The sequence below is a fragment of the Comamonas sp. Z3 genome, assembly GCF_008121565.1.
Classification (GTDB): Bacteria; Pseudomonadota; Gammaproteobacteria; order Burkholderiales; family Burkholderiaceae_C; genus Comamonas; species Comamonas brasiliensis.
The window spans coordinates 156,129-175,774 of the sequence record NZ_VOQU01000009.1 but is presented as its reverse complement, the minus strand read 5'-3'; the positions used below and the strand labels follow the sequence as shown (position 1 = coordinate 175,774).

Below are 19,646 nucleotides of genomic sequence, written 5' to 3'. Positions count from 1 at the left end.
TCTCTTATTCGGCCTTGAGTTGGGCCCGCTTAGCCGCGTCTGTCACCTGCGTCTTCTCGGCACGTAGTGCCTGCCTCAATTGCTCCACCGAGCCGCCTACTGGGTCAACACCGGCAGTGCGAAGCTGTTCAATGACTTCGGGCATCTTCACAATCTTGTCAATCTCGGCATTTATGCGGCTAACCACTGCTTCAGGTGTATCCTTCTTTCCTAGAACCGCAACCGTAAAGGCAAAGTCAAAGCCAGGAATCTTTTCGGCCAGCGCTGGCATTTGCGGCACTAGAAGGGACCGCGCTGAGGAATTAGTGGCCAGAAGCCGAGCTTGACCTGATTTGACAAACCCCATGAGCGATGGTGGCGAAGCGAAAACCATGTCAACCTGCCCCCCGATCATCGCAGGCACCGAGTTGGCGCTTCCCTTAAAAGGGACGTGTGTCATCGTGAGGCCTAAGCTAGCATTCATGGCCTCTGCCGTGAGGTGGTGGATGCTGCCTGTGCCTGCTGAGCCATAGTTAAGCTCTCCCGGCTTGGCCTTCGCCAGCGCGATGAGTTCCTCCAGCGTCTTCGCCTTAACCTTCGCATTGACAGCAAGGAACAGCGGAGCCTTGCCGACGAGCGAAATCGGGACAAAATCGCGACCAGCGTCGTAGCTAATCTTCTTTGTTAGCAGCGGCGTAATCGACAGCATTGGTCCATCGGTCACCAGCAGCGTGTAACCATCTGCCGGCGCCTGCAGTATCGCTGATGCCGCCACCGCGCCACCGGCGCCGGGCCGATTATCGACGTAGACCGGCTGCCCCAAAACATCGCCCAAAGGGCGAGAGAGGATACGAGCCACTGTGTCAGGAAGACCACCCGCAGAATAGGGAACTATCAACTTGATAGCGCGGGTCGGGTAGTTTTGAGCGTACGCGTTGGAGCTAAATGCAAAGGGAGCCAGAAAGGCCATCCCAAGCAACTTGATTAGGGTTTTGCGTCTCATGGGGCTTGTCTCCACTTATGTTCTTTTGGATTTAGATGCTGTAGCTCTCATAGGTTGCGGGATGGAACAGCTCACTAACTGGAACCAGTCTGGATGACAGGCCTTGCTCGTAGTGACTACGAACGAAGGTCTCCAGGGTCCTACTTGCCGGCGCCACACCATAGGACCAGAAATCCTCACCCATAGCCACGCGTGCAGCGTGCAGTTGCTCTTCAACGAATGGAAGCGTGACCTTGGTGGCCGAGGTATCGGAAAGAAGCTCCAAAGCCACAGCCTTGGACTGGGTGAAAGCCTTCACAATCGCAGCTGCCAGCCAAGGGTGCTTGGCCGCCAGATCTTTTTTAATTGCCGCCACATGCATGATCGGAAAGACGCCTGTACGACGGTAATAGTCCTTGGCTACCGCCGTCGGATCGTCGAAGAGCCAGCCAATATTTGGGTTGGCCAGCGCTGCCCGACTGGGTGGACGGGGGGCCATAAAAGCGTCGATCTCTCCTGAATCGAGCATTTGCGAAATCGTTGCCCCCTCGGGAGCCTGTTCAATACGGATATCAGCTGGAAGCTGCAGTTTGACTTTCTCAGGGCGACCGGGCGTCTCAATGCCTCCGCGTACCCAGGTCACATCGGAGGGACTGACTCCGAAATCGTCTTGCAAGACCGCTCGTGCCCATACATTAGCGGTAAGTTGATACTCAGGTACACCAATGCGCTTGCCCTTCAGGTCAGAAGGCTCCCTAATACGGTCCTTGCGGACGTAGATTGATGTGTGCCGAAAAGCCCGCGACAGAAAGACCGGCAGCGCGATATAGGGACACTCACCGCGCGAGTGTTTCACCAAGTAGCTGGAGAAAGAAAGCTCGGTGACGTCGAAGTCAATGCTACGCATCGCTCGGAAGAACATCTCCTCGGGATTGAGGAGCATATACACTGGGTCGACGCCATCTATTTGCACACGGCCATCGAACAATGCTCGAGTACGGTCGTAGTCGCCCATCGCGACGGAAAGTTGGAGTTTACTCATGGGATCAGGACTTCACGGAATAGGAGGGTTCGAACTCGGGGCGATCCTGGCCATCCAGCCAGACATAGTGAGCGTCGTATGTGCGCCAGTCGGTCGTCTTTGGGACGATGGCTTGGAAGGAACAGACCGTTGGCGTCGCCGCTTCGACCCCCGTCCCGATGGCAGGTGCCCCTTGCTCGAAGGCCTTCACCGCGTCGAGCATCTGCTTGCGAAATTCCACGATAGCCAGATCGCTTGCGCCCAGGCGGTCATGGGTACGGTCGGCGATGGGCCCCATAGTCAGCCACATCGCGACATCTTGGTTAGGGAAACCAGTGATGCCAGTGAAGTTACCGGCCTTCATAGCGTTACGGTCCTGCCAGAATTTGTTTGCTTCATTGCGCAAGGGACGGTAGTTTTGATCCAGGTCGACCCCCACCGTCTGACGCAAAAACTTGCGCCAGGTTTCAGTCTCCGGCGTTTGCGACGGATGGCCCCACGCGATGAAATAGAACGCCGTGTTTGTGTCATCCATCGGCACGTTGATGTTGGCCACGTTATAGAGGTTGTTTGGCGGGATCAGCGCAGTAGCCGGGGCCACGAAAACCGTGGAGCGCACGTAATCGTTCTCCGCAGCATTCGAGAGCGGCCGGCGCAACGCGGCATAGCGAAAACCGTAACCGGTACGCTGCACCTGCATGCGCGGAGCCTTGTCGGTCGAGGGACGCAACCAAGTCTTGTCGGTAGCCTTCGCGCCATCGACCCGAGCCGGCACCATATCTGAGGAATGGAGACTGGAGCTATGGGCTGAGTCGATAGCGCCTTCGAGAATCTGCGCCCAGTTGCACGGCAGTAGCACCTTCGCGATGCTCACCCGCGTGTCGGCCGTCGGCGCCCATGCCGGCGGCAGGAATTCAGGCATGGTTTCCTTCGGTCCCATGTAAGCCCACACCATACCGGCCCACTCTTGGGTCGGATACGCGGTGTGCTTAACCTTGTCAACCATGCCGCTGGCTGCTGGCTCGGACGCCATCTCCAGCACGTTGCCATCGACATCCATCTTCCAGCCGTGGTAGAGGCAGCGCAGACCTCCCTCCTCGTTGCGACCGTACACCAACGAGGCTCGGCGGTGAGGGCAATACTCGTCCATGACACCGACGCGGCCCTCACTGTCGCGAAAGACCACCAGATCCTCGCCGAACGCACGCGCTTTCACTGGCGTTCCGTCAGGCTCGCCCACCTCCTCCACTAGGCAGATGGGCGTCCAATGCCGACGCATGAGACGCCCCATCGGTGCGTCTCCTTCAACGCGACAAAGCAGTTCGTTTTCTTCGTGGGTCATCATGATGTGTTCTCTCCAGGAGTGATTAAAGGTATCGAACTAAGTCGCCAAGGCAGTCTCAGATTGGCGCCCCTTGCGCAGCACTATCGGTTTAGCGCCGTGCTGCAGCTTGCAAAGCCAATGAGAAAGGGCCGAGTCGAGGTGCTGAACATGGGCTGGAAACCAAGCAGCCAACTCGTCCGCCAACCGATATGCAACGCTGACTTCGCCGGTGCAATCCATACGCCGGAGCACACCTCGAAGCGTTGAAAGCACGGCATCGTGCTCACGAATGTGACAGTCGCGTGGAGGAAATTGCGTAGCGAGCATCAACTCATTCTCAGCCTCAAAGTGCGATGTCGCATGCGTAAGCACTGCTTCAAGCGTTTGCGCCATATCGGAAGCGCTGGCACGCTGCATGCGTTCGATTAGCCAAGCGAGCCGCTCGTGCTCATCATCGACTGCCGCGAGTCCTAGCAATAGCGCCTCTGACCAGAGCGGCGGTGATGACTCAATAGGCATCTGAATAGTCAAAGCAGACATCGACATACACAGCCGGCAAGTTTTTATTAGACACCTAACAATTCTAACAATGCAAGCTCGTCTCGGCAATGAATTTCACCCCGGGGTTTCCCTAAAATTATTTGTCAACTAACAATTAGTCATTCCGCCTTTACACGGAACTACGGGACTCAATCAATGACGGCGCAAAAAGATGGCTGGCTGTGAATCGCCAAGCGGTTATTTGCAGATTTGAGCCGGGACACCGAAGCGACGTTGGCGATGCCGCTGTGCGACCGTGGCAGTTGTAGTGGTGCTGCCAGTTCGCCAGGGCACGAGCCACTCAGCAGAGTTCTGGTACGTCAGGCCATAGTCCCACTCACTTAGCTCTGACTGGATGGACCGCTCGGCCTCGCCATTGGTCTATGGCCGGTGCGATCTGATGAGCTTTTGCCGCACGTCCAAAGCCTCGCAGGCAGCCGCAAACACCTTCCACCGGAAAGCTGCACTGCTGTCAGTCAGCAGGCGTTTGATGCACGCGTGGTCAACGATCGCCACAAACAATGTCTCCCGGCCTGTACCCTCGACCGAGTCTCGCCGGCCGCCAGTCACTTGATGGGTGGGTCTGACGATGCTCCAGAGCATCCTGGTGTCGATGTGCAGCATGTCACCAGAATCCTTGTCCTCGCAGCGCATAACGGACTCGGCAGGCCCCTGAGGCGAGAGAGGCCAGCACGGCCCCATGTGCGCGCAAACCTAGCACAGAGCAACGCAAGGTGGCAAGAACCACGGAGATGTACTTCCAAAGTGCCATTGCGCGATAGATCCGGCGGGTGCGCGAGATGAGACAGTGGGATACCTTCCTGCCGGCAGCCCACCTGCAAAGCAGGCGTGCAGGATTGGTACGTCAAGCGCTGAAAGTACCGGGCCGAGAACACCAGCGTCAATGAGTTCACGAACAGCCTGAGTACGATGGTCAAGGCCCAGGTGCGCGTCGGGTAGCGCGGTGTTGCACGCAGGAGGCCAGGCCATGGTCTCCTAGGGCCCGGCGCGCCCACAGGGGACACCAAGCCATGTGGTCGTGCCCGGCTCAGTCCTCGCTTAGAAGACGGCCAGCCTGGAGGTCAGAGCTTATCGAGGCGCACCGAGCGGTCGGCGAGCATATCTGCCGACGGGCACGCGCCCTGCTTGAGCCAACGCTTGGCCACCTTGATGTCCCGCGGTGCATTCACCGAGATCACGCTGCGCAGTCGGCCATCCGAGATCTGGAACATGGAGAACGCGCCCTCCTCTGCAGACCCGCGCAGGGTGCCCTCCAGGTCGTTGGACGGAGTGCCGAGGACCTGCAAATTCAGGTTGTACTGGTCGGACCAGAACCACGGGATCTCGTCATATGCCCCGTTCCCGCCGGCGATCGCCTTGCCCACGGCGATCGCCTGGTTCTGGGCGTTGGCCCACGACTCGAAGCGCAGACGGCAGCCCGCCCAGGAATTGGGCTGATTCGCCACGTCGCCGGCCGCATAGATGTCGGGGTCGGAGGTCCGACCGGACTGGTCTACGACAATGCCGTCCCGGACCTCGAGCCCACAGGCTTCGGCCAAGCTGGTGTCCAGGACCAGCCCGATCCCGACCACGACCGCATCGAACTCCTGCGACTCGCCGGGCAGTTGCACGGCCAGAGCGCGCTGGAGCCCCACAGAAAACGATGTGATTGTTGTCGACAGGCGGACCTCGACGCCCTCCTGGCGGTGCTTTTCGAGCAGGAACTCCGAGAATCGGGGGGGAAGCGACCGCGCGCACAGGCGCGGCCCGGCCTCCAGTAGCATAACGTTGACCTGCTTCTTCCTCGCCGTTGCCGCGATCTCCAGCCCGATCCATCCGCCCCCGATGACCAGCAGCCGGTTGCCGGGAACCAGGTGCCTGGCGATGGCCCGGGAATCCTCGATCGTGCGCAGGGCATGGACGCTGGGCAGGTCCGCGCCGGGACACGACAGCTGCCGAGGGCGCCCGCCGGTGGCCAGCACGAGCTTGTCGTAGTGGACCAGCGAGCCATCCGCGCACCGGACCAGGTGGCCGGCGCGGTCGATGCCGACGGCCTCGACGCCAGGCCGGAAGTCCACGCGCAGCGCCTCGCACTGCTGTGCGGTGAGAAGCACGGGAGGGTGCTCCTGCGCTCCGCTGAGTACCCCCTTGGACAGCGGGGGGCGCTCGTACGGCGCATGCGGCTCGCGGCCCAGAAGGAGGATCCCTCCCTCATGCCCTCCCTCGCGCAGCGACCGGGCAACCCAAGCGCCGGCCTGGCCGGCTCCTATGATGACGACATCCATGACTGTTTCCCGTTGCATCGCTCAGTGGACCGGCCGCAGGAAGATCACCCCCTGCTCGACCTTGACCGGATAGCAGTGCAGCGGCACGGTGCATGGGGCTCCCACCGCACGGCCACTCCTGATGTCGAACGTACCCTCGTGCAGCGGACACTCGATGAGACAGGAGTCAACCACCATGCCCAGCGACAGGTCCGCGTCTCCGTGCGTGCACGTGCCGTCCGTGGCGAAGATGTCCCCGCCGAGGTTGTAAAGGCACACCCGCTTGCCGTCGAACTCCACCGAATGCGTGTCGTCTTCGTCGATATCGGAGACGTTGCCGACCTTGATCCATTCATCTTCCATAATGACTCCCATTTGTTCCTGTGCCTTACGCCGCCTCGGACGTCATCACGTCGATGTAGTGATTCTCCATGTGGTACAGAGCCTCCTCCAGCGGAGACATCGGACCGGGCTTGAAGAACTCCGAGCCTGCGCTGTTCTGCATGCCCTCCACCATCACGGCATCCTCGGCGATGATTTGGCGCACGAAGCCGACATATTTCTCCATCTCCTCGTCGTAGTTCGGGATCGAGAAGGCGCCTTCGGGGAACAGCAGGTAGCAGATGACCCGGGTCTCGGTGGGGGAGATCGGCCAGATATGCCACATGCGAACGCTGTCGGCGCGCATCGACAGGTTCAGGTTGGGATAGATACCCGCCTTGCAGGCAATGCCACTGGGCTTGTCCTGCGCCCAGGGCAGGGTCGGGAAGACCTGATCACCGGACGTCGAGTGGGGCCGGGCCTCGTACTGGGTATGCCATCCGCCGTTTCCCAGGAGATTGAAGCGCACCTGCTCGCCCTTGACGAAGCCGCCGAAGGTTCCCTTGTGGATGACGCCGACGTGGTAGATGTCGATCAAGTTCTCGACCAGGAATTTCCAATTGCACTTGACGTCGATCTCGACCTTCTGGGCAAGCCTGCAATGGTCGGTCTGGAACCACCACAGCGGCTGCTCGAACGGTGCGATGTAGTCCTCGAAGGACATCGGCTCATCGCTGAAGTTCACGAAAATCCAGCCGCGCCAGACCTTGACGTGCAACTGCCGCAGGCTGCAGTTCTTCAGTTCAACCTCCGAGGCCTTCATGCCGGGTGCGACAACCAGCTTGCCGCTCACGTCATACAGCCACGCGTGGTAGGGGCAGCTGAATTCCTTCGCATTGCCGCGGCCGACGGCGATCTCCACGCCCCGGTGCAGGCACTGGTTCATGTAGGCCACGACCTGATCGGGCGCCGGACGGGACACCACGATCGATTCCTTCATCACCTGGAAGGTGTAGTAGTCGCCAACATTGGGGATCTCTTCGACGCGCCCCACAGAAAGCCAGTACTTCATAAAGATCTGCTGCTTTTCCATGTCGTAGATCTCGGGCGAGCTGTACACCTCGCCCGGCAGGTGACGTGCACTGAGCAATTTCTTGCGAGTTTCCTTGAACTTGGGGCGCAGGTCCAGGAGCTGTTGTTCGGCTACTTGCATCGTGGTCATCCTTTCAGAAATGCGTTGATCGTGCGCAGCGGATACTAGACAATACATTGATTAATGTATAGATCGATATGAGAATCGATATATTCTGTCGGGAGAACCCTATGCCCTTGAATAATCCCTCTGAGAGCGCACGTCCTCAGCGCCAGATCAACGACGTCGACTACGTCGGCAGCGCCGAAGCCATGTCGATCCTGGGCGTGCGGCGCGAAACGCTGTACACCTACGTCAGCCGCGGACTCATCAAGACGATGCACCGTCCGGGCGTGAAGGCCAAGCTATACCGCAAGGCCGATGTCGAAAAACTCAGGAGCCGGGCCGTTGCCCGCTCGGGCGGGCCCCAGGTCGCACACTCCCTTCGCTATGGCGAGCCGATCGCGCAGACATGGATCAGCGAGATCACCGCCCACGGCCCGCGCTACCGGGGGGTGCTCGCGCGCGACCTGGTGCGCGACGGCCGGTCGTTCGAATTCGCCAGCGAGCTCATCTGGACGGGACTGCCGCGCACACGGGACATCGCATGGCCCCCCCTGCAGGACACCCGCCAAGCGGAATCCCTGGTCAATCTGGCCTTGCATTCGGCAGAGCACGTCACGCCGCTCAAGCTCCTGTCGATGCTGACGACCTCGCTGTCGGCATTCGAGCGGGCCGAGGACGACATGCAGACGGCCGGCTTCGCAGCCTGCCGGAGGCTGTTGCAGACGCTGGCCGGCACCGCGGGCGTCTTCGGTCCCAGGGCTCAGTTTTCAGCGCCCCGAGACGGAGAGTTCATGGCGCAGTGCGTAGCCCGCGGGCTGGGCCTGGGCGACAGGCCCGATGCTGTGCGGGCCATCGATGCAGCGCTTGTGATGTCCGCCGAGCACGAGCTGTCGGCCCCGACGTTCGCCACGCGGATCTGCGCCTCGACGGGAGCGGATCTGCATGCCTGCGTCGCGGCCGCGATGCTGACCCAGTCGGGGTCGATGCAGGTCGGGGGGGCCGTCGAGGTGGAGGCGCTCATCGATGCCCTGCCCTTCGGACTGGAACCGGAAGACGCCCTGCCGCTGGCGGCGGCCTCGGGCTTCAAGAGCAACGAACTGCCCTGCTTCGGACACCCTCTGTACGACGGCGAGGATCCGCGCTCGGCAGTGCTCCTCGACTTCATCGGACGCCTGGACACGCATGGACCGGACACGCCGAGGGTACAGGCACTGGTGGCCGGTGCACGGCAGGCAGGGCAGCATCCGAACGTGTTCGCCGCCCTCGTGATCCTGTGCAAGGCGATCGGTCTACCCAACGGAAGTGGCGCGATGCTCCACACCTTGGCGCGCACCAGCGGCTGGATCGCCCATGCGATGGAGCAGCGCCTGACCGGGGCCATGCTGCGCCCGAGGGCCAAATACATGGGTCAACACCACCCTCGGTGAGGCCGCGCGCGCCAGGCCCCCTGCGACCGGGGCAGGACCGGCAGGGAACGCCATGACCGGTGGCGCCCCAGGGTTCACCAGGCGTGTGCGCTAACTGACCAGAGGTCGCAAGGCCCTGCTCAATGCACACCGAGCGAAGCCCAGTGCCAGCACGGCCTGCTACCGCGTCAAGCGCAAACCGGCAAGCACGCGGTGAGCGCGAGGCCCCTGCGCCGTCACTCCCGCATCACCAGCGCTGCCGTGGCCCTGCGGACCAGGGGCAATGCAAAGAGCAGGGTCGGAAAGGCAATCATCCACGACAGCGCCCATGCGCTCAGCCAGATGTAGAAAAAGCCAGGAGTCAGGCCGATGCTGCGCAGCGTCGTGACGGCCGACACGATAAACGTCATCAAGACCGACAACAGCAGCGGCATCACCAAGGCCGCGTAAGTGGCGGGGAGTTTGGCGAAGCCAAAGACCGTGCGGGATTGGCATGTTGGAGAAGGAGTTTCGTTCTTCATGGGTAGATCCAAAATGTGTGTTGAGCCCCGCGGTCGGGGCTGCCGAGGATGCCGTCCAGGCGGCCATGGAAGCGAGCGCGCCCACCAGGAATAACGGCACGCCGGCCCATGCCCTCGGATACCAGTTGTCGATGGAGTCTGGTGCCGTGCAGGACCCGCCAGGGGCGGGCGCAAACGACAGAGGAGCCTACCTCCGGCCTCTTCGCCGCATTGCCCTTCTGTCGAAGGGTCTCCACCGAAATCACAGCGCGCACGCCGGACAAGCACCCATCGCTTTTTGCCAGGGTATTCCTCGTCATCCACGTGACGTCAATCAGGCTGGGAGCGCTCCTCCCGAAATCGCCTTCCTGAACGGCTGGGCAGTCCCGGAAGAAGGAGCGATAGGTGTTGCTCCGCAGCTGATGCGCCAGATCAGGCTCTTCCTTCGTCGACATGGGCTCTCCTTCGTTTGGTTAGCAACTCTGCGTCGCAATGTTAAATTATTGTTAGATAGCAAACTAAAATTATCCGTCATATAAGCTCTACGTCATATGATTTCCGGCCGTTACATCGCGAGCACCTCGACGACTTCATCAGCGTCTACAACTTCGCGCGCAGGCTCAGGACTCTGCAGGGCTTGGCACTCTGCGAATTCATCTGCAGACAGTGTGAGCGGCTCAGGATTGATCCGATCCATCCAATGCCGGCACTGAACACCTAGGGCGTGTTGAGATTTAACGTGAATTGATCACAGCCGATACCAACGTGATGACAGCAGCGAAGCTGCTGTCTGTCTTGTCGCAGCGCATTGCAATACGTTTGAACTCCTTGAGCTTGCAAAAGAAGTTCTCGATCAGGTGCCGCCACTTGTAGACCTCTATATCAATCTGCAAGGGCTCTCGCCGATTGGACTTATGTGCAATCACCACTTGGAAGCCCTGTGCCAGCAAGCGTTGCTCCAGCCAGTCTGCGTCAAATGCTTTATCGGCCAGCAATGCCAGCAGATCTATGCCTTCAAGCAGTTGCTCTACACCTTGAAGATCATGTCGTTGGCCTGGCCGCAAAACAAATCGGATCAAGTTCCCAAGGGTATCTGTCAGCGCCAAGATCTTGGTGGTCAAACCACCTCGACTGCGACCTATGGCCTAGCCCGCAGACCCTCTTTTGCACCCTTACCATGCCGGTGCACTCGCACCATCGTTGCATCCAACATCACGTATTCCATGTGCGGTTGATCGCTGACTGCATCAAACAGCTTTTGAAAAACATCAGCTTTGACCCAGTCGCGAAACCGCTTCAAGACGGTGCTCCACTTACCAAACTCGGGTGGCAAATCTCGCCAAGGGCTACCTGTTCGTGTAATCCAAAGCACTGCTTCCAAGAAGAGTCGATTGTTGGAGCCACTGCGTCCTCGGTCTCCAACCTTCCCCAAACACAATGGACTCATACGAGTCCATTGTCCATCTCTCAAAACATATCGCATCACCGCGATGATTGTCACGTAGCCGCGGAGATAAAGGATCAAATCTCAACAAATCCTAGTCGAACACGAGCTTCGCAACCACTCCACGCAGCCATTGGTTCGCCGGGTCCCTGTGTGCGCGCCGATGCCAGAACTGCCGCACATCAGCTGCAGGAATCTTCAGTGGAACCGGAAGGATCTGTACACCCCTGACGTTACGCGCCGCGTTGCGCGGCACGGTGACCACTAGGTTGGACCGCTCGACGACGTCCGCCGCGACATGGTAGTGGGTCACGCGCAGGATGACCTTGCGCTTGGCACGCATCTTTGACAGGGCACGCTCCACCAAGTCATCCGCATGGCCCGTCGCCACGGCCACGTGCTGGGCCTGCAGAAACTGTTGCAGCGTGAAGTCGCTACGGATCGACGGATGCCGCTTGCGCACGAGGCAGCAATAGGGATCACCAAACAGGCGCTGCTGGTAGAAGCCCGACTTCAGAAAGGCAAGATTGCCGATCGCGAGGTCCGCCTCGCCGCTCTGCAGCAGCTGCAAATACTCTTCATTGGGTCGTCGCAGCGACTCGATGCGCACATGGGGCGCTTCTCGCAGCACCTCCGATATCAGCCGTGGCAGAACAATGGCCTCCCCCGCGTCGGACATGAGGATTTTGAACGTCCGTTCCGACTCCCGCGGGTCGAATCCGTGCGGTCTCTCCAGCGTCTGCTGAAGGATCGCCAGCGCCCGGCGAACCGGACCAATGAGTTCTTCGGCTAGTGCCGTCGGCTCCATCCCCCCCGTCGTCCGCACGAACAGCGTATCGGAGCAGGCCTTACGCAGGCGCAGCAGCGCATTGCTCATGGCCGGCTGCGACAGGCCCGCAGTGATCGCCGCCCGCGACACATTGCGTTCCGCATAGATGGCGGCGAAGACCCTCAGCAGGTTCAGATCGAAGGTTTTGATATTCATATCCTGAATTTTATTTCTCTCTAATATCGATTAGACATGGTTGGTGTAGGCAGTGATCATTTCCCCACCGAAGCAAGAAAGGAAGAGAACCGATGGGGACAGAGATCAAGACACCCGTGCTGATTGTGGGTGGAGGCCCGGTGGGCCTGTCGGTGGCAATCGAACTGGGGTGGCGGGGGATCGAGTCGATCCTTGTGGACGAAGGCGACGGGACAATCGAACACCCGCGCACCGGCCTCATCGCGGTGCGCACGATGGAGTTGTTCCGGCGCTGGGGGCTGTCGCAGCGCGTGCGCGAATGCGGCTTCCCGGAGGACTATGACCTCTCGATGTTCTTTTGCACGTCGCTCAATGGCCTGCTGCTCGACCAGGAAAAGTATCCGAGCATGCGCGACGCACCAACGCCGCCCGAGACACCCGAGAAGAAGCAGCGCTGCCCACAGTTGTGGCTGCAGCCCATCCTCACCGACGCGGCACGCTCCGAGCCAAAGACCCAATTGCTCTTCAAGCACCGCTTCGTTTCGCTGCTGCAGGACGACCAAGGCGTCACGGCGGTCGTCACCAACCTGAACACAGGCGAGCCCTTCACCATCCGCGCGCAGTATCTACTCGGCTGTGATGGCGCCACCAGCCAGGTGCGTGAACAGGTAGGCATTAAGATGGAAGGCAGACTGCTCAGCTACTCCGTGAACGTCCTGATCCGCGCGCCGGGCCTGGTCGACAAGCACAAGCTGGGCCCAGCCGAGCGCTACCTCTTTGTGGGCCCGGAGGGAACCTGGGGCAATCTGACCGTCGTCGACGGGAACGAGATCTGGCGCCTGACGGTGCTGGGCTCGGAAGAGAAGATGGATCTGAAGAACTTCGATCCCGCAGCCTGGGTTCGGCGCGCGATCGGCCGCGACGACGTGGAGTTCGAGGTGGACTCCGCCATCCCGTGGCGGCGCAGCGAAATGCTCGCAGATCGCTACTATCAGGGCCGTGTCGTGCTCGTGGGAGACTCCGCCCACACCATGTCGCCGACCGGTGGCATGGGCATGAACACCGGAGCGCAGGAGGTGATGGACATCGGCTGGAAGCTCGAGGGCCTCATCAACGGCTGGGGCGGCCCTGCCCTGCTGCGCAGCTACGAGTTGGAACGCCGGCCGATCGCGAAGCGCAACATCGACTTCTCCACGCAGAACTTCAGGGCATGGCGGGACACGCCCAGCCCGGCGGCCGTCTGCGACGCGACCCCCGAGGGCGAGAAGGTTCGCAAGGACCTCGGCAAGCGCCTGCGCGAATCGACACGCGTGGAATGGGAGTCGCTAGGCCTGCAGATTGGCCATCGCTACGAGGGCTCGCCGATCTGCGTTCCTGATGGCACACCACCGCCCCCGGACGAATACTCGACGTATATCCCGACGACACGCCCCGGGTCTCGCGCACCGCATGTCTGGCTAAGCGATGGCCGATCGACGCTCGACCTGTTCGGCGATGGGTTCGTGCTCATGTGCCTCGACCACAAGCTGGATGCGGATGCGCACGCGCTTGCCAATGCCTTCGCCGCCAAGAGAGTTCCCTTCCGGATCGAGTTCATCGCTCAGGCCGACGTGGCGGCGGCATACGAGCGCCCCCTGGTCCTGGTTCGGCCCGACGGGCATGTCGCATGGCGTGGCACCCGCGTGGAACTCCCGGGCCAGGTGGTAGACACGGTCCGAGGCGCCGCATAGAGCAGCCCCCACCTCACAAACCCAAAAGAGACAAACCGATGAAGACTAAACTGCCTAGCAGCGCGTTCAAGGCGGTGGCAACTGCCCTCCTGGGCTCATGCATCGCACTAGGCGCGCACGCCAACGGCTATCCGAGCAAACCCATCACGCTTGTCGTCCCCTTCCCCCCCGGGGGAAGCAACGACGCCCTGGCACGCACGGTAGGCCAGAAGCTCAGCGAGTACTGGAAGCAGCCCGTTCTCGTGGACAACCGGCCCGGTGCTGGCGGCAACATAGGCACCAAGCACGTGGCGAAGGCCGTACCCGACGGCTACACCCTGCTTGTCGTCGCCAACAATTTTGTCACCAACCCGTTCCTCTATCCAGACGGGCGCGCAGGCTACGACCCGGTCAAGGAATTCGTCCCCGTCACCCAGCTGGGCCGTGTACCGTTCGTACTGGTCGTCAATCCAGGCTTTGCCGCCAAATCCACCCAGGAACTGATCGCCCTGGCCAAGGCCCAGCCCGGCAAGCTGTCCTATGGCTCCGCCGGCATCGGCACCCCGCACCATCTGACGGGCGAGCTCTTCAAGAGCCTGGCCGGCATCGACATGGTGCACGTGCCGTACCGCGGCGCCCAGCCCGTGGTCACCGACCTCATCGGGGGTCAGATCCAGGTCCTCTTCGGCGTCGCGAATTCGGTGCTGCCCCACATCAAGACCGGTGCCTTGCGGCCGCTCGCGGTGACGGGCGAGCAGCCCCTGTTCTATCTTCCGAACGTCCCGACTGTCGCCAGCGCCGGCTTCAAGGGCTTTCGAAGCGAGGTCTGGATAGCTCTGGTCGCACCGGCGGGCACGCCCGCCGACGTAGTGGCCAAGATCGAGGAAGCGGCGGGCCGGGCTCTGCGCGATCCTTCCGTCAAGGCGACGCTGGAAGCCCAAGGGCTAGAGCCAGCCCCCTCGACCCCGACGGCCCTCAAGGCCTTGATGCAGGAAGACACGGCACGCTGGTCCAAGGTCATCAAGGATACCGGCGCAAGAGCCGAGTGATCCGAGCCGGTGAAGACTGTGACTGAGAGCCGCTAATCTCACTTCCCTTTGAGATCAGCCAGAAGCATTTATGCTCCTGGCCCTCATGGCAAGACAACCCGTTAGCAAAGAACTGTAGCGACAGTTGTAGTCCCTGATCCCAGCCTTCACGCCTTCCGTCAAAGGTGGCGCACGTAAGCTTCACCGTGAGCGATGAAGCAGCGCTCAATGGCATTCTGTTCGTGCTGCAAACCGGCATCCCATGGGAAGACTTGCCTCAGTCCTTGGGTTACGGCAGTGGTATGACCTGCTGGCGGTGCTTGCGTGACTGGAATACCAATGGCGTCTGGCAGCGTTTGCACCAAGCCTTGCTGGTGCGTCTGCGCGAGCATGACCAGATTGATTGGAACCGAGCAAGCATAGCTGGCTCCACGGTGCCAAGCCCCCGGGGGGCCAGGAAACGGGCCCCAACCCCACGGACAGAGGCAAGCTTGGCACCAAGCGCCACCTCGTCGTAGATGCTAGAGGCATCCCACTGTTGATCCTCGTCAGTGGTGCCAACAGGCATGACTCCATGATGTTCGAGAAGTGGATGGATGCGATTCCTGCCATTACGGGCTTGCCGGGGCGGGCACGCAAGCGGCCGGAGAAGCTGCATGCGGACAAAGGCTACGACTACAAGCGCTGCCGTGCCTATCTCAGACGACGAGGCATTGCCAGCCGGATTGCCAGGCGAGGTGTCGAGAGCAGCGAAAAGCTAGGCAAGCATCGCTGGGTTGTAGAGCGCACACATGGCTGGTTTGCAGGTTTTGGCAAGCTACACATCCGCTTTGAAAGGCGGCTGGATATCCACGAAGCGTTGCCGAAACTGGCCGCTACGATCAACTGTGCACGCTTCATGGATCGGTGGTGTTAGCCGCTCTGAATAGAACCCAGGCTCTCCGAAGCGACAGATCGGTTGAATCTATTAGGGAACCTCTGCATACATCCGTCGATACAATGAGCGACGGATCAAAATCTCGAAGGAAGCAAGGAGCCCCGTCTAGTCCAGCATATCCTCGAGATCGCTGTATAACCCGTCCAATTTTTAGGTCACATCCCCACCTTGAGCTAGCTAATCAGGATCAGCATAAATCGCAAATATAACATCTGACGATTTCCTCTCAATTACTGGATGGATGAAAAACACCTATTTCAGAAATTTAAATAAAATTAGGTTAATTAATTGGCAACTATAAGACATCGATCAATAGAAGTTATTAATGACTTTGACTCCAGTAAATCTAACTACGAGCCATCAAATTTCGTTTCGGTTTTCGATATCAAAAAACCGATATCATTTAAATCCCTCGCAAAGAAATATATTGAAATACATTCCATCTCGGATCAAGAAGCAGTTTTTAAGAAATTTATTTATTACTATTTTATTTGGAAATTATCCACAGAAATTCTTCTCCATATGGAAGAAACCCGGGAGTCAACGGTCAAAAAATGGTGGGGCACAACAAATGAAAATACCAATCCTTTTAAGACAAAATGCATATTAAACAAAGCAAATTTTGCATATGAAAAAAATCTGCTTACCACCAAGCATCATTTATCACTCAAATCAACCTACTTCAACTTATTGTTTTTATGCGTAAAAATAGAGCGCTTATGGACTATGAATATCACAATCAGCGATGAATATTTCACAAAATTTATAAGAAACGAAATTCCTCATGATAAAAATATTTCTGAGGACTTAAAAAACTCTACAGGATATCTTTTTAGAAGACTCCTAATCACTTCCAAAAAATTACTGGAATTATCAGCTCAGAAAAAAGGCATCCCAATAGATGAGCACATAAGAAGGCAAAGATCATCCAAAGCGGGCGTTGCAAGAAATAATGGAAGGCAAGAGTTGATCAATGAATTCAAAAAGTTATTTACTCAAATTGAATTGAATTTAAATACACCACTTAAAAACACTAACAAAAGCAACCTAAAAAATGGAAAAATCAAAAATTTTAAAAATCTCTATGATTGCTTCTACCTAGAATTTATCCAGATAATAATAGAATATCAAAAATCTGCTAAGCAAAATAATAAAAACTATGGATTAACACTTCAAGCAGATAATCTCGATACTAAATTTAAAGATTGGTCAAAAAGGGATGAAGATTTCAGAGTATTAATTGATAAAATATACAACTCTGATATGCCAAACAAAAAAATAGCGCCCCGTGGTAGGGCGCTATAAACATATCAAATATTAAAATTTACCCGACAAATTATTGGCAATTGTTGTGTTTTTTGGATTCATAGCTGCGATTGATGCGGCCGTCAAAACTACATTCTTGCGCGTGTTCATCGGATAAAAACCAACCTTGCCCTCCAACTCCAGTTGGTCAAGCGCCATGTCAAGTTGATCGGCTTTACGCAGACTCAACGGCGCACCACGGATTAACGTGTTGCGAGGCGTCGCAGTTGCGTTGTACTTGACTGCGCGGCGCATCAGATAGTCATAGAGCGTCCGTGCCAATTCTTGCTGCAACGCCTCTTGAGGAAGCTTTCCGAAGCCCGCCCGGGCTTGCACCAGATGCCATTGGACGATGTCAATCGCAGTCTCCATCGACGTACGTTCGATCATCTCCTGTGGGGCTGTAAACCACTGCAAGACCCCTGCCAAGCGCAGTGCCTGCTCTCCTGCACGGCGAACAAAGGGACGAATGCTGTGCCACATGCTGTCCCTCAACAACATCTCCCACTCTTCCAGAGCCTGCTTCCACAATTGTTCAGCGTCAGCGACAAGCCGCATCTTGCTACGGGGCTTGCCATGCATGAAAAGCTCCTTGTAGTCACGCATCAGCGCTTTGATGCGCTCGTGAAACTCATGGTTGTAGGTATTCATGCTGCACGGCGGTGGAGGAACCGACAAAGGCATTGAAGCAAACGACATAAGCATGCGCGGCAAAAGCCCCGACTCGATCAAATAAGCGCCTTTGTCACCTTTCATCATGCGGCTGAAGGTCAAGTCCTGGACCAGCATGCACAGCGCACCACGTGTATCAGCCACATAAGTCAATCCACGGGTACGGCTAAGATGACGAATAGGCGCAGCATCGAAACGTTTGCACAGCGCAGGCACATCCAGGTTGCGGGTCAGCATGCTCCCTTCATCCAAGGCATAGAACAAGGATTTGGCACCCTTGGCGTAAACATCGACTACGCCTTTCTCCGTTGCCTCCTCCAGCAAAAAGGGATGCGAACCCCAATGACGGAAGCTCATCTCTGGATCAAGATAGCCCTCCATGCCCCGCTCGAACTCCTCCATACCACGACAGGCCAACTTCAGCACCGTGGACTTGCGATCGCCAGACAAAGCCACAACACCGGTGAACAGACTGGTGGGCATGTCAGTGCCAAACGGGCTCAGGACATCTGCCACACCTTGCACTGCCGCCGATGCCACACTCACGGCCACAGGGCCAACCAAGGCATCGTTGGCCTGGGTCGCATGCATCACGCAGTAGACGAAATCGCGCATCATCGGCGGCAAAGATTCCGTTGGATAAAGCAGCTGACCTTCTTTCAAGACACTCATTTCTTATCTCCCTTCACCTTGCGACCACCTTGAGGGCCGCGCACCTGCTTGATATCTGCCTCTGTCATCGTTTTGCTTCTCTTGGGGCCCCGTTTCTTGCACGATTCATTGCGAAGCTGAGTGCCTCCGAAGCTGTGCATATTTCCCGGCATACGCAGCTTGAGGAAGTAATCCACCTTGGTCAGGTAGTCGGCATAGACACCTACGATTTCCCACAGCAGCGGATCGTCGTACTGAATCACACGCAATATGGGCTCACCTGTAGACTGGATGGCGTTGACGTTCCAGACGTAGGATTTCTCGTTATCGATTACAGACTTCCACATCTGCGCTATGGCACGAGCTGTCCTGATGCGATACTGATGCTTGGACCCATTCAGGCCAATCATCCAATGCAGATGCAGGCCACGTTGAGCACCAAACTCAATCTTCCAAAAATAAAAGGCCAGATCCGAGCCATAGCGCTTCTTGAGCAGCTCAAGCATGGCATCGCGATATTCTGTCACCTCCATCAATTGATCCTCGAAATCTTTCTGATCTTTAAATTTTGCACGTAAGTCAGGAATTGAATGTCGTAGCCCCCAATCCAGACGAATCAGCAGAATCTTTGAAAATTTCTTCCAAGATCTGCGGGTTACCCGCATCACCTGACCATAGCGCTTAGTGGCGTTTGTACGATAACTTTTTACAGCCTTACGCATCCCTTTGTTCAAAAGCATTTTGCGCAATGCAAGTGCCAACTGATCGAAGGCAGATTGAGCCAACTGCAACTCGCAAGCGTTCAATGTCATAAACTCTGGCATCCCCATTCCTAGCAAGACACAGTTCTCGGCACCTCCATCCTGAGAGCCTTTCTTCAGGAGAAAGGCACACGTGGTCTCGATGATTCCTGCAATCATCGGATTAATATCAAGGCAGCTCCAAGCTCCTCTATCTTTTTCTTGCAGAAGCTGAGTGCCAACCTCATCAACCAAGGTGATAAGGGCACCAGCAAACTTCGATATATATTTTTGTTTTTTCAGATTTTGCTCATTACTCCCAAAAGGTTCCTTGTAGTTATGCTTGATGAGATGCTGAATCAACTCATCAAGGGCACGCTTCATTCCGGGACCTTCAAAGCCAGGAAGATGATCTTCATCATCATCTTTCGCGTATTCCAACAGAATGTTCTTATGCACAACGGAGTTATGCATGACGTAGTGTGACTTCATAATTAATAATCTATCGAATGGTTTTACTCTTTCTCTTTGATATATTTCTCTTATATATCTTAGTTACTAAGAAACCGATTTTCCTTATTGAATATTTGTTTATCCACCGGTGATAATTTCCCCGTTCTCCACGAAGGATTAACCTTCATGGAGATGGAAATTCACACGT

At 57.4% G+C, this 19,646-nt stretch carries 18 protein-coding genes and 1 pseudogene; 5 read left to right on the top strand and 14 right to left on the bottom strand.

All coding sequences use genetic code 11. The features are described from left to right. Positions 1-4: 4 nt before the first annotated feature. From FSY59_RS24320 to FSY59_RS24285, 8 genes are all read right to left on the bottom strand, one after another. Positions 5-982 (bottom strand): tripartite tricarboxylate transporter substrate binding protein, encoded by a 978-nt coding sequence (locus FSY59_RS24320; protein WP_043374586.1) that lies wholly within the window; start codon positions 980-982, stop codon positions 5-7. Positions 983-1,013: 31 nt separating this feature from the next. Next, the gene (locus FSY59_RS24315) at positions 1,014-2,003 is read right to left on the bottom strand and encodes an ABC transporter substrate-binding protein (protein WP_120970397.1); all 990 of its coding nucleotides are present in this window, start codon (positions 2,001-2,003) and stop codon (positions 1,014-1,016) included. A 4-nt stretch (positions 2,004-2,007) separates the two neighbouring features. Then, positions 2,008-3,327, bottom strand: coding sequence for a Rieske 2Fe-2S domain-containing protein (locus FSY59_RS24310; RefSeq protein WP_003054408.1), 1,320 nt, complete (start codon positions 3,325-3,327; stop codon positions 2,008-2,010). A gap of 36 nt (positions 3,328-3,363) precedes the next feature. Next, positions 3,364-3,852 (bottom strand): hemerythrin domain-containing protein, encoded by a 489-nt coding sequence (locus FSY59_RS24305; protein WP_080731569.1) that lies wholly within the window; start codon positions 3,850-3,852, stop codon positions 3,364-3,366. A 375-nt stretch (positions 3,853-4,227) separates the two neighbouring features. After that, positions 4,228-4,470 (bottom strand): hypothetical protein, encoded by a 243-nt coding sequence (locus tag FSY59_RS24300; protein ID WP_144244959.1) that lies wholly within the window; start codon positions 4,468-4,470, stop codon positions 4,228-4,230. 458 nt (positions 4,471-4,928) lie between these two features. Then, a complete protein-coding gene (locus FSY59_RS24295) occupies positions 4,929-6,131 on the bottom strand; it encodes an NAD(P)/FAD-dependent oxidoreductase (RefSeq protein ID WP_051962226.1) in 1,203 nt (400 codons plus the stop codon). A gap of 21 nt (positions 6,132-6,152) precedes the next feature. Then, positions 6,153-6,473 (bottom strand): non-heme iron oxygenase ferredoxin subunit, encoded by a 321-nt coding sequence (locus FSY59_RS24290; protein ID WP_051962318.1) that lies wholly within the window; start codon positions 6,471-6,473, stop codon positions 6,153-6,155. Between the two features lie 25 nt (positions 6,474-6,498). Further along, the gene (locus FSY59_RS24285) at positions 6,499-7,644 is read right to left on the bottom strand and encodes an aromatic ring-hydroxylating dioxygenase subunit alpha (RefSeq protein WP_043376751.1); all 1,146 of its coding nucleotides are present in this window, start codon (positions 7,642-7,644) and stop codon (positions 6,499-6,501) included. A 110-nt stretch (positions 7,645-7,754) separates the two neighbouring features. Between FSY59_RS24285 and FSY59_RS24280 the strand changes: the two genes are divergently transcribed. Further along, positions 7,755-9,056 (top strand): citrate synthase, encoded by a 1,302-nt coding sequence (locus tag FSY59_RS24280; protein WP_187427974.1) that lies wholly within the window; start codon positions 7,755-7,757, stop codon positions 9,054-9,056. A 215-nt stretch (positions 9,057-9,271) separates the two neighbouring features. On the opposite strand, the gene FSY59_RS24275 is transcribed toward FSY59_RS24280, so the two are convergent. The 4 genes from FSY59_RS24275 to FSY59_RS24260 all read right to left on the bottom strand — a co-directional run bounded on the left by FSY59_RS24275 (position 9,272) and on the right by FSY59_RS24260 (position 11,964). Further along, positions 9,272-9,556, bottom strand: coding sequence for a DUF2798 domain-containing protein (locus tag FSY59_RS24275; protein ID WP_043374600.1), 285 nt, complete (start codon positions 9,554-9,556; stop codon positions 9,272-9,274). After that, positions 9,553-9,990, bottom strand: coding sequence for a hypothetical protein (locus FSY59_RS24270; protein ID WP_043374602.1), 438 nt, complete (start codon positions 9,988-9,990; stop codon positions 9,553-9,555). The genes FSY59_RS24275 and FSY59_RS24270 overlap by 4 nt, the downstream gene beginning before the upstream one ends. Positions 9,991-10,269: 279 nt before the next feature. Next, a protein-coding gene (locus tag FSY59_RS24265) for an IS5 family transposase (RefSeq protein ID WP_144245004.1) occupies positions 10,270-11,027 on the bottom strand; the annotation gives its coding sequence in 2 pieces (ribosomal slippage) (positions 10,270-10,682 and positions 10,682-11,027; 759 coding nt in all). A 46-nt stretch (positions 11,028-11,073) separates the two neighbouring features. After that, the gene (locus FSY59_RS24260; RefSeq protein WP_043374606.1) at positions 11,074-11,964 is read right to left on the bottom strand and encodes a LysR family transcriptional regulator; all 891 of its coding nucleotides are present in this window, start codon (positions 11,962-11,964) and stop codon (positions 11,074-11,076) included. A 92-nt stretch (positions 11,965-12,056) separates the two neighbouring features. Between FSY59_RS24260 and FSY59_RS24255 the strand changes: the two genes are divergently transcribed. The 4 genes and pseudogenes from FSY59_RS24255 to FSY59_RS24240 all read left to right on the top strand — a co-directional run bounded on the left by FSY59_RS24255 (position 12,057) and on the right by FSY59_RS24240 (position 16,922). Then, positions 12,057-13,673 (top strand): FAD-dependent oxidoreductase, encoded by a 1,617-nt coding sequence (locus FSY59_RS24255; protein WP_043374609.1) that lies wholly within the window; start codon positions 12,057-12,059, stop codon positions 13,671-13,673. 38 nt (positions 13,674-13,711) lie between these two features. Continuing rightward, positions 13,712-14,701, top strand: a complete 990-nt coding sequence (locus FSY59_RS24250; RefSeq protein WP_043374611.1) for a tripartite tricarboxylate transporter substrate binding protein — start codon at positions 13,712-13,714, stop codon at positions 14,699-14,701. A 124-nt stretch (positions 14,702-14,825) separates the two neighbouring features. Next, positions 14,826-15,596 (top strand): annotated as a pseudogene (locus FSY59_RS24245) (IS5 family transposase). A 543-nt stretch (positions 15,597-16,139) separates the two neighbouring features. Continuing rightward, positions 16,140-16,922 carry a hypothetical protein gene (locus FSY59_RS24240; RefSeq protein ID WP_144244960.1) on the top strand — a complete coding sequence of 261 codons (783 nt, stop codon included), beginning with the start codon at positions 16,140-16,142 and terminating at the stop codon, positions 16,920-16,922. 12 nt (positions 16,923-16,934) lie between these two features. Here FSY59_RS24240 and FSY59_RS24235 read toward each other — a convergent pair whose 3' ends face one another. Continuing rightward, positions 16,935-18,266: a DUF3987 domain-containing protein gene (locus FSY59_RS24235; RefSeq protein WP_051962227.1), complete on the bottom strand. Its 1,332-nt coding sequence runs from the start codon at positions 18,264-18,266 to the stop codon at positions 16,935-16,937. Then, on the bottom strand, positions 18,263-19,459 hold the full coding sequence (locus tag FSY59_RS24230) for an inovirus-type Gp2 protein (protein WP_158407682.1): 1,197 nt from the start codon (positions 19,457-19,459) through the stop codon (positions 18,263-18,265). Before FSY59_RS24230 ends, FSY59_RS24235 begins: the two co-directional genes overlap by 4 nt. Between the last annotated feature and the right edge of the window lie 187 nt (positions 19,460-19,646).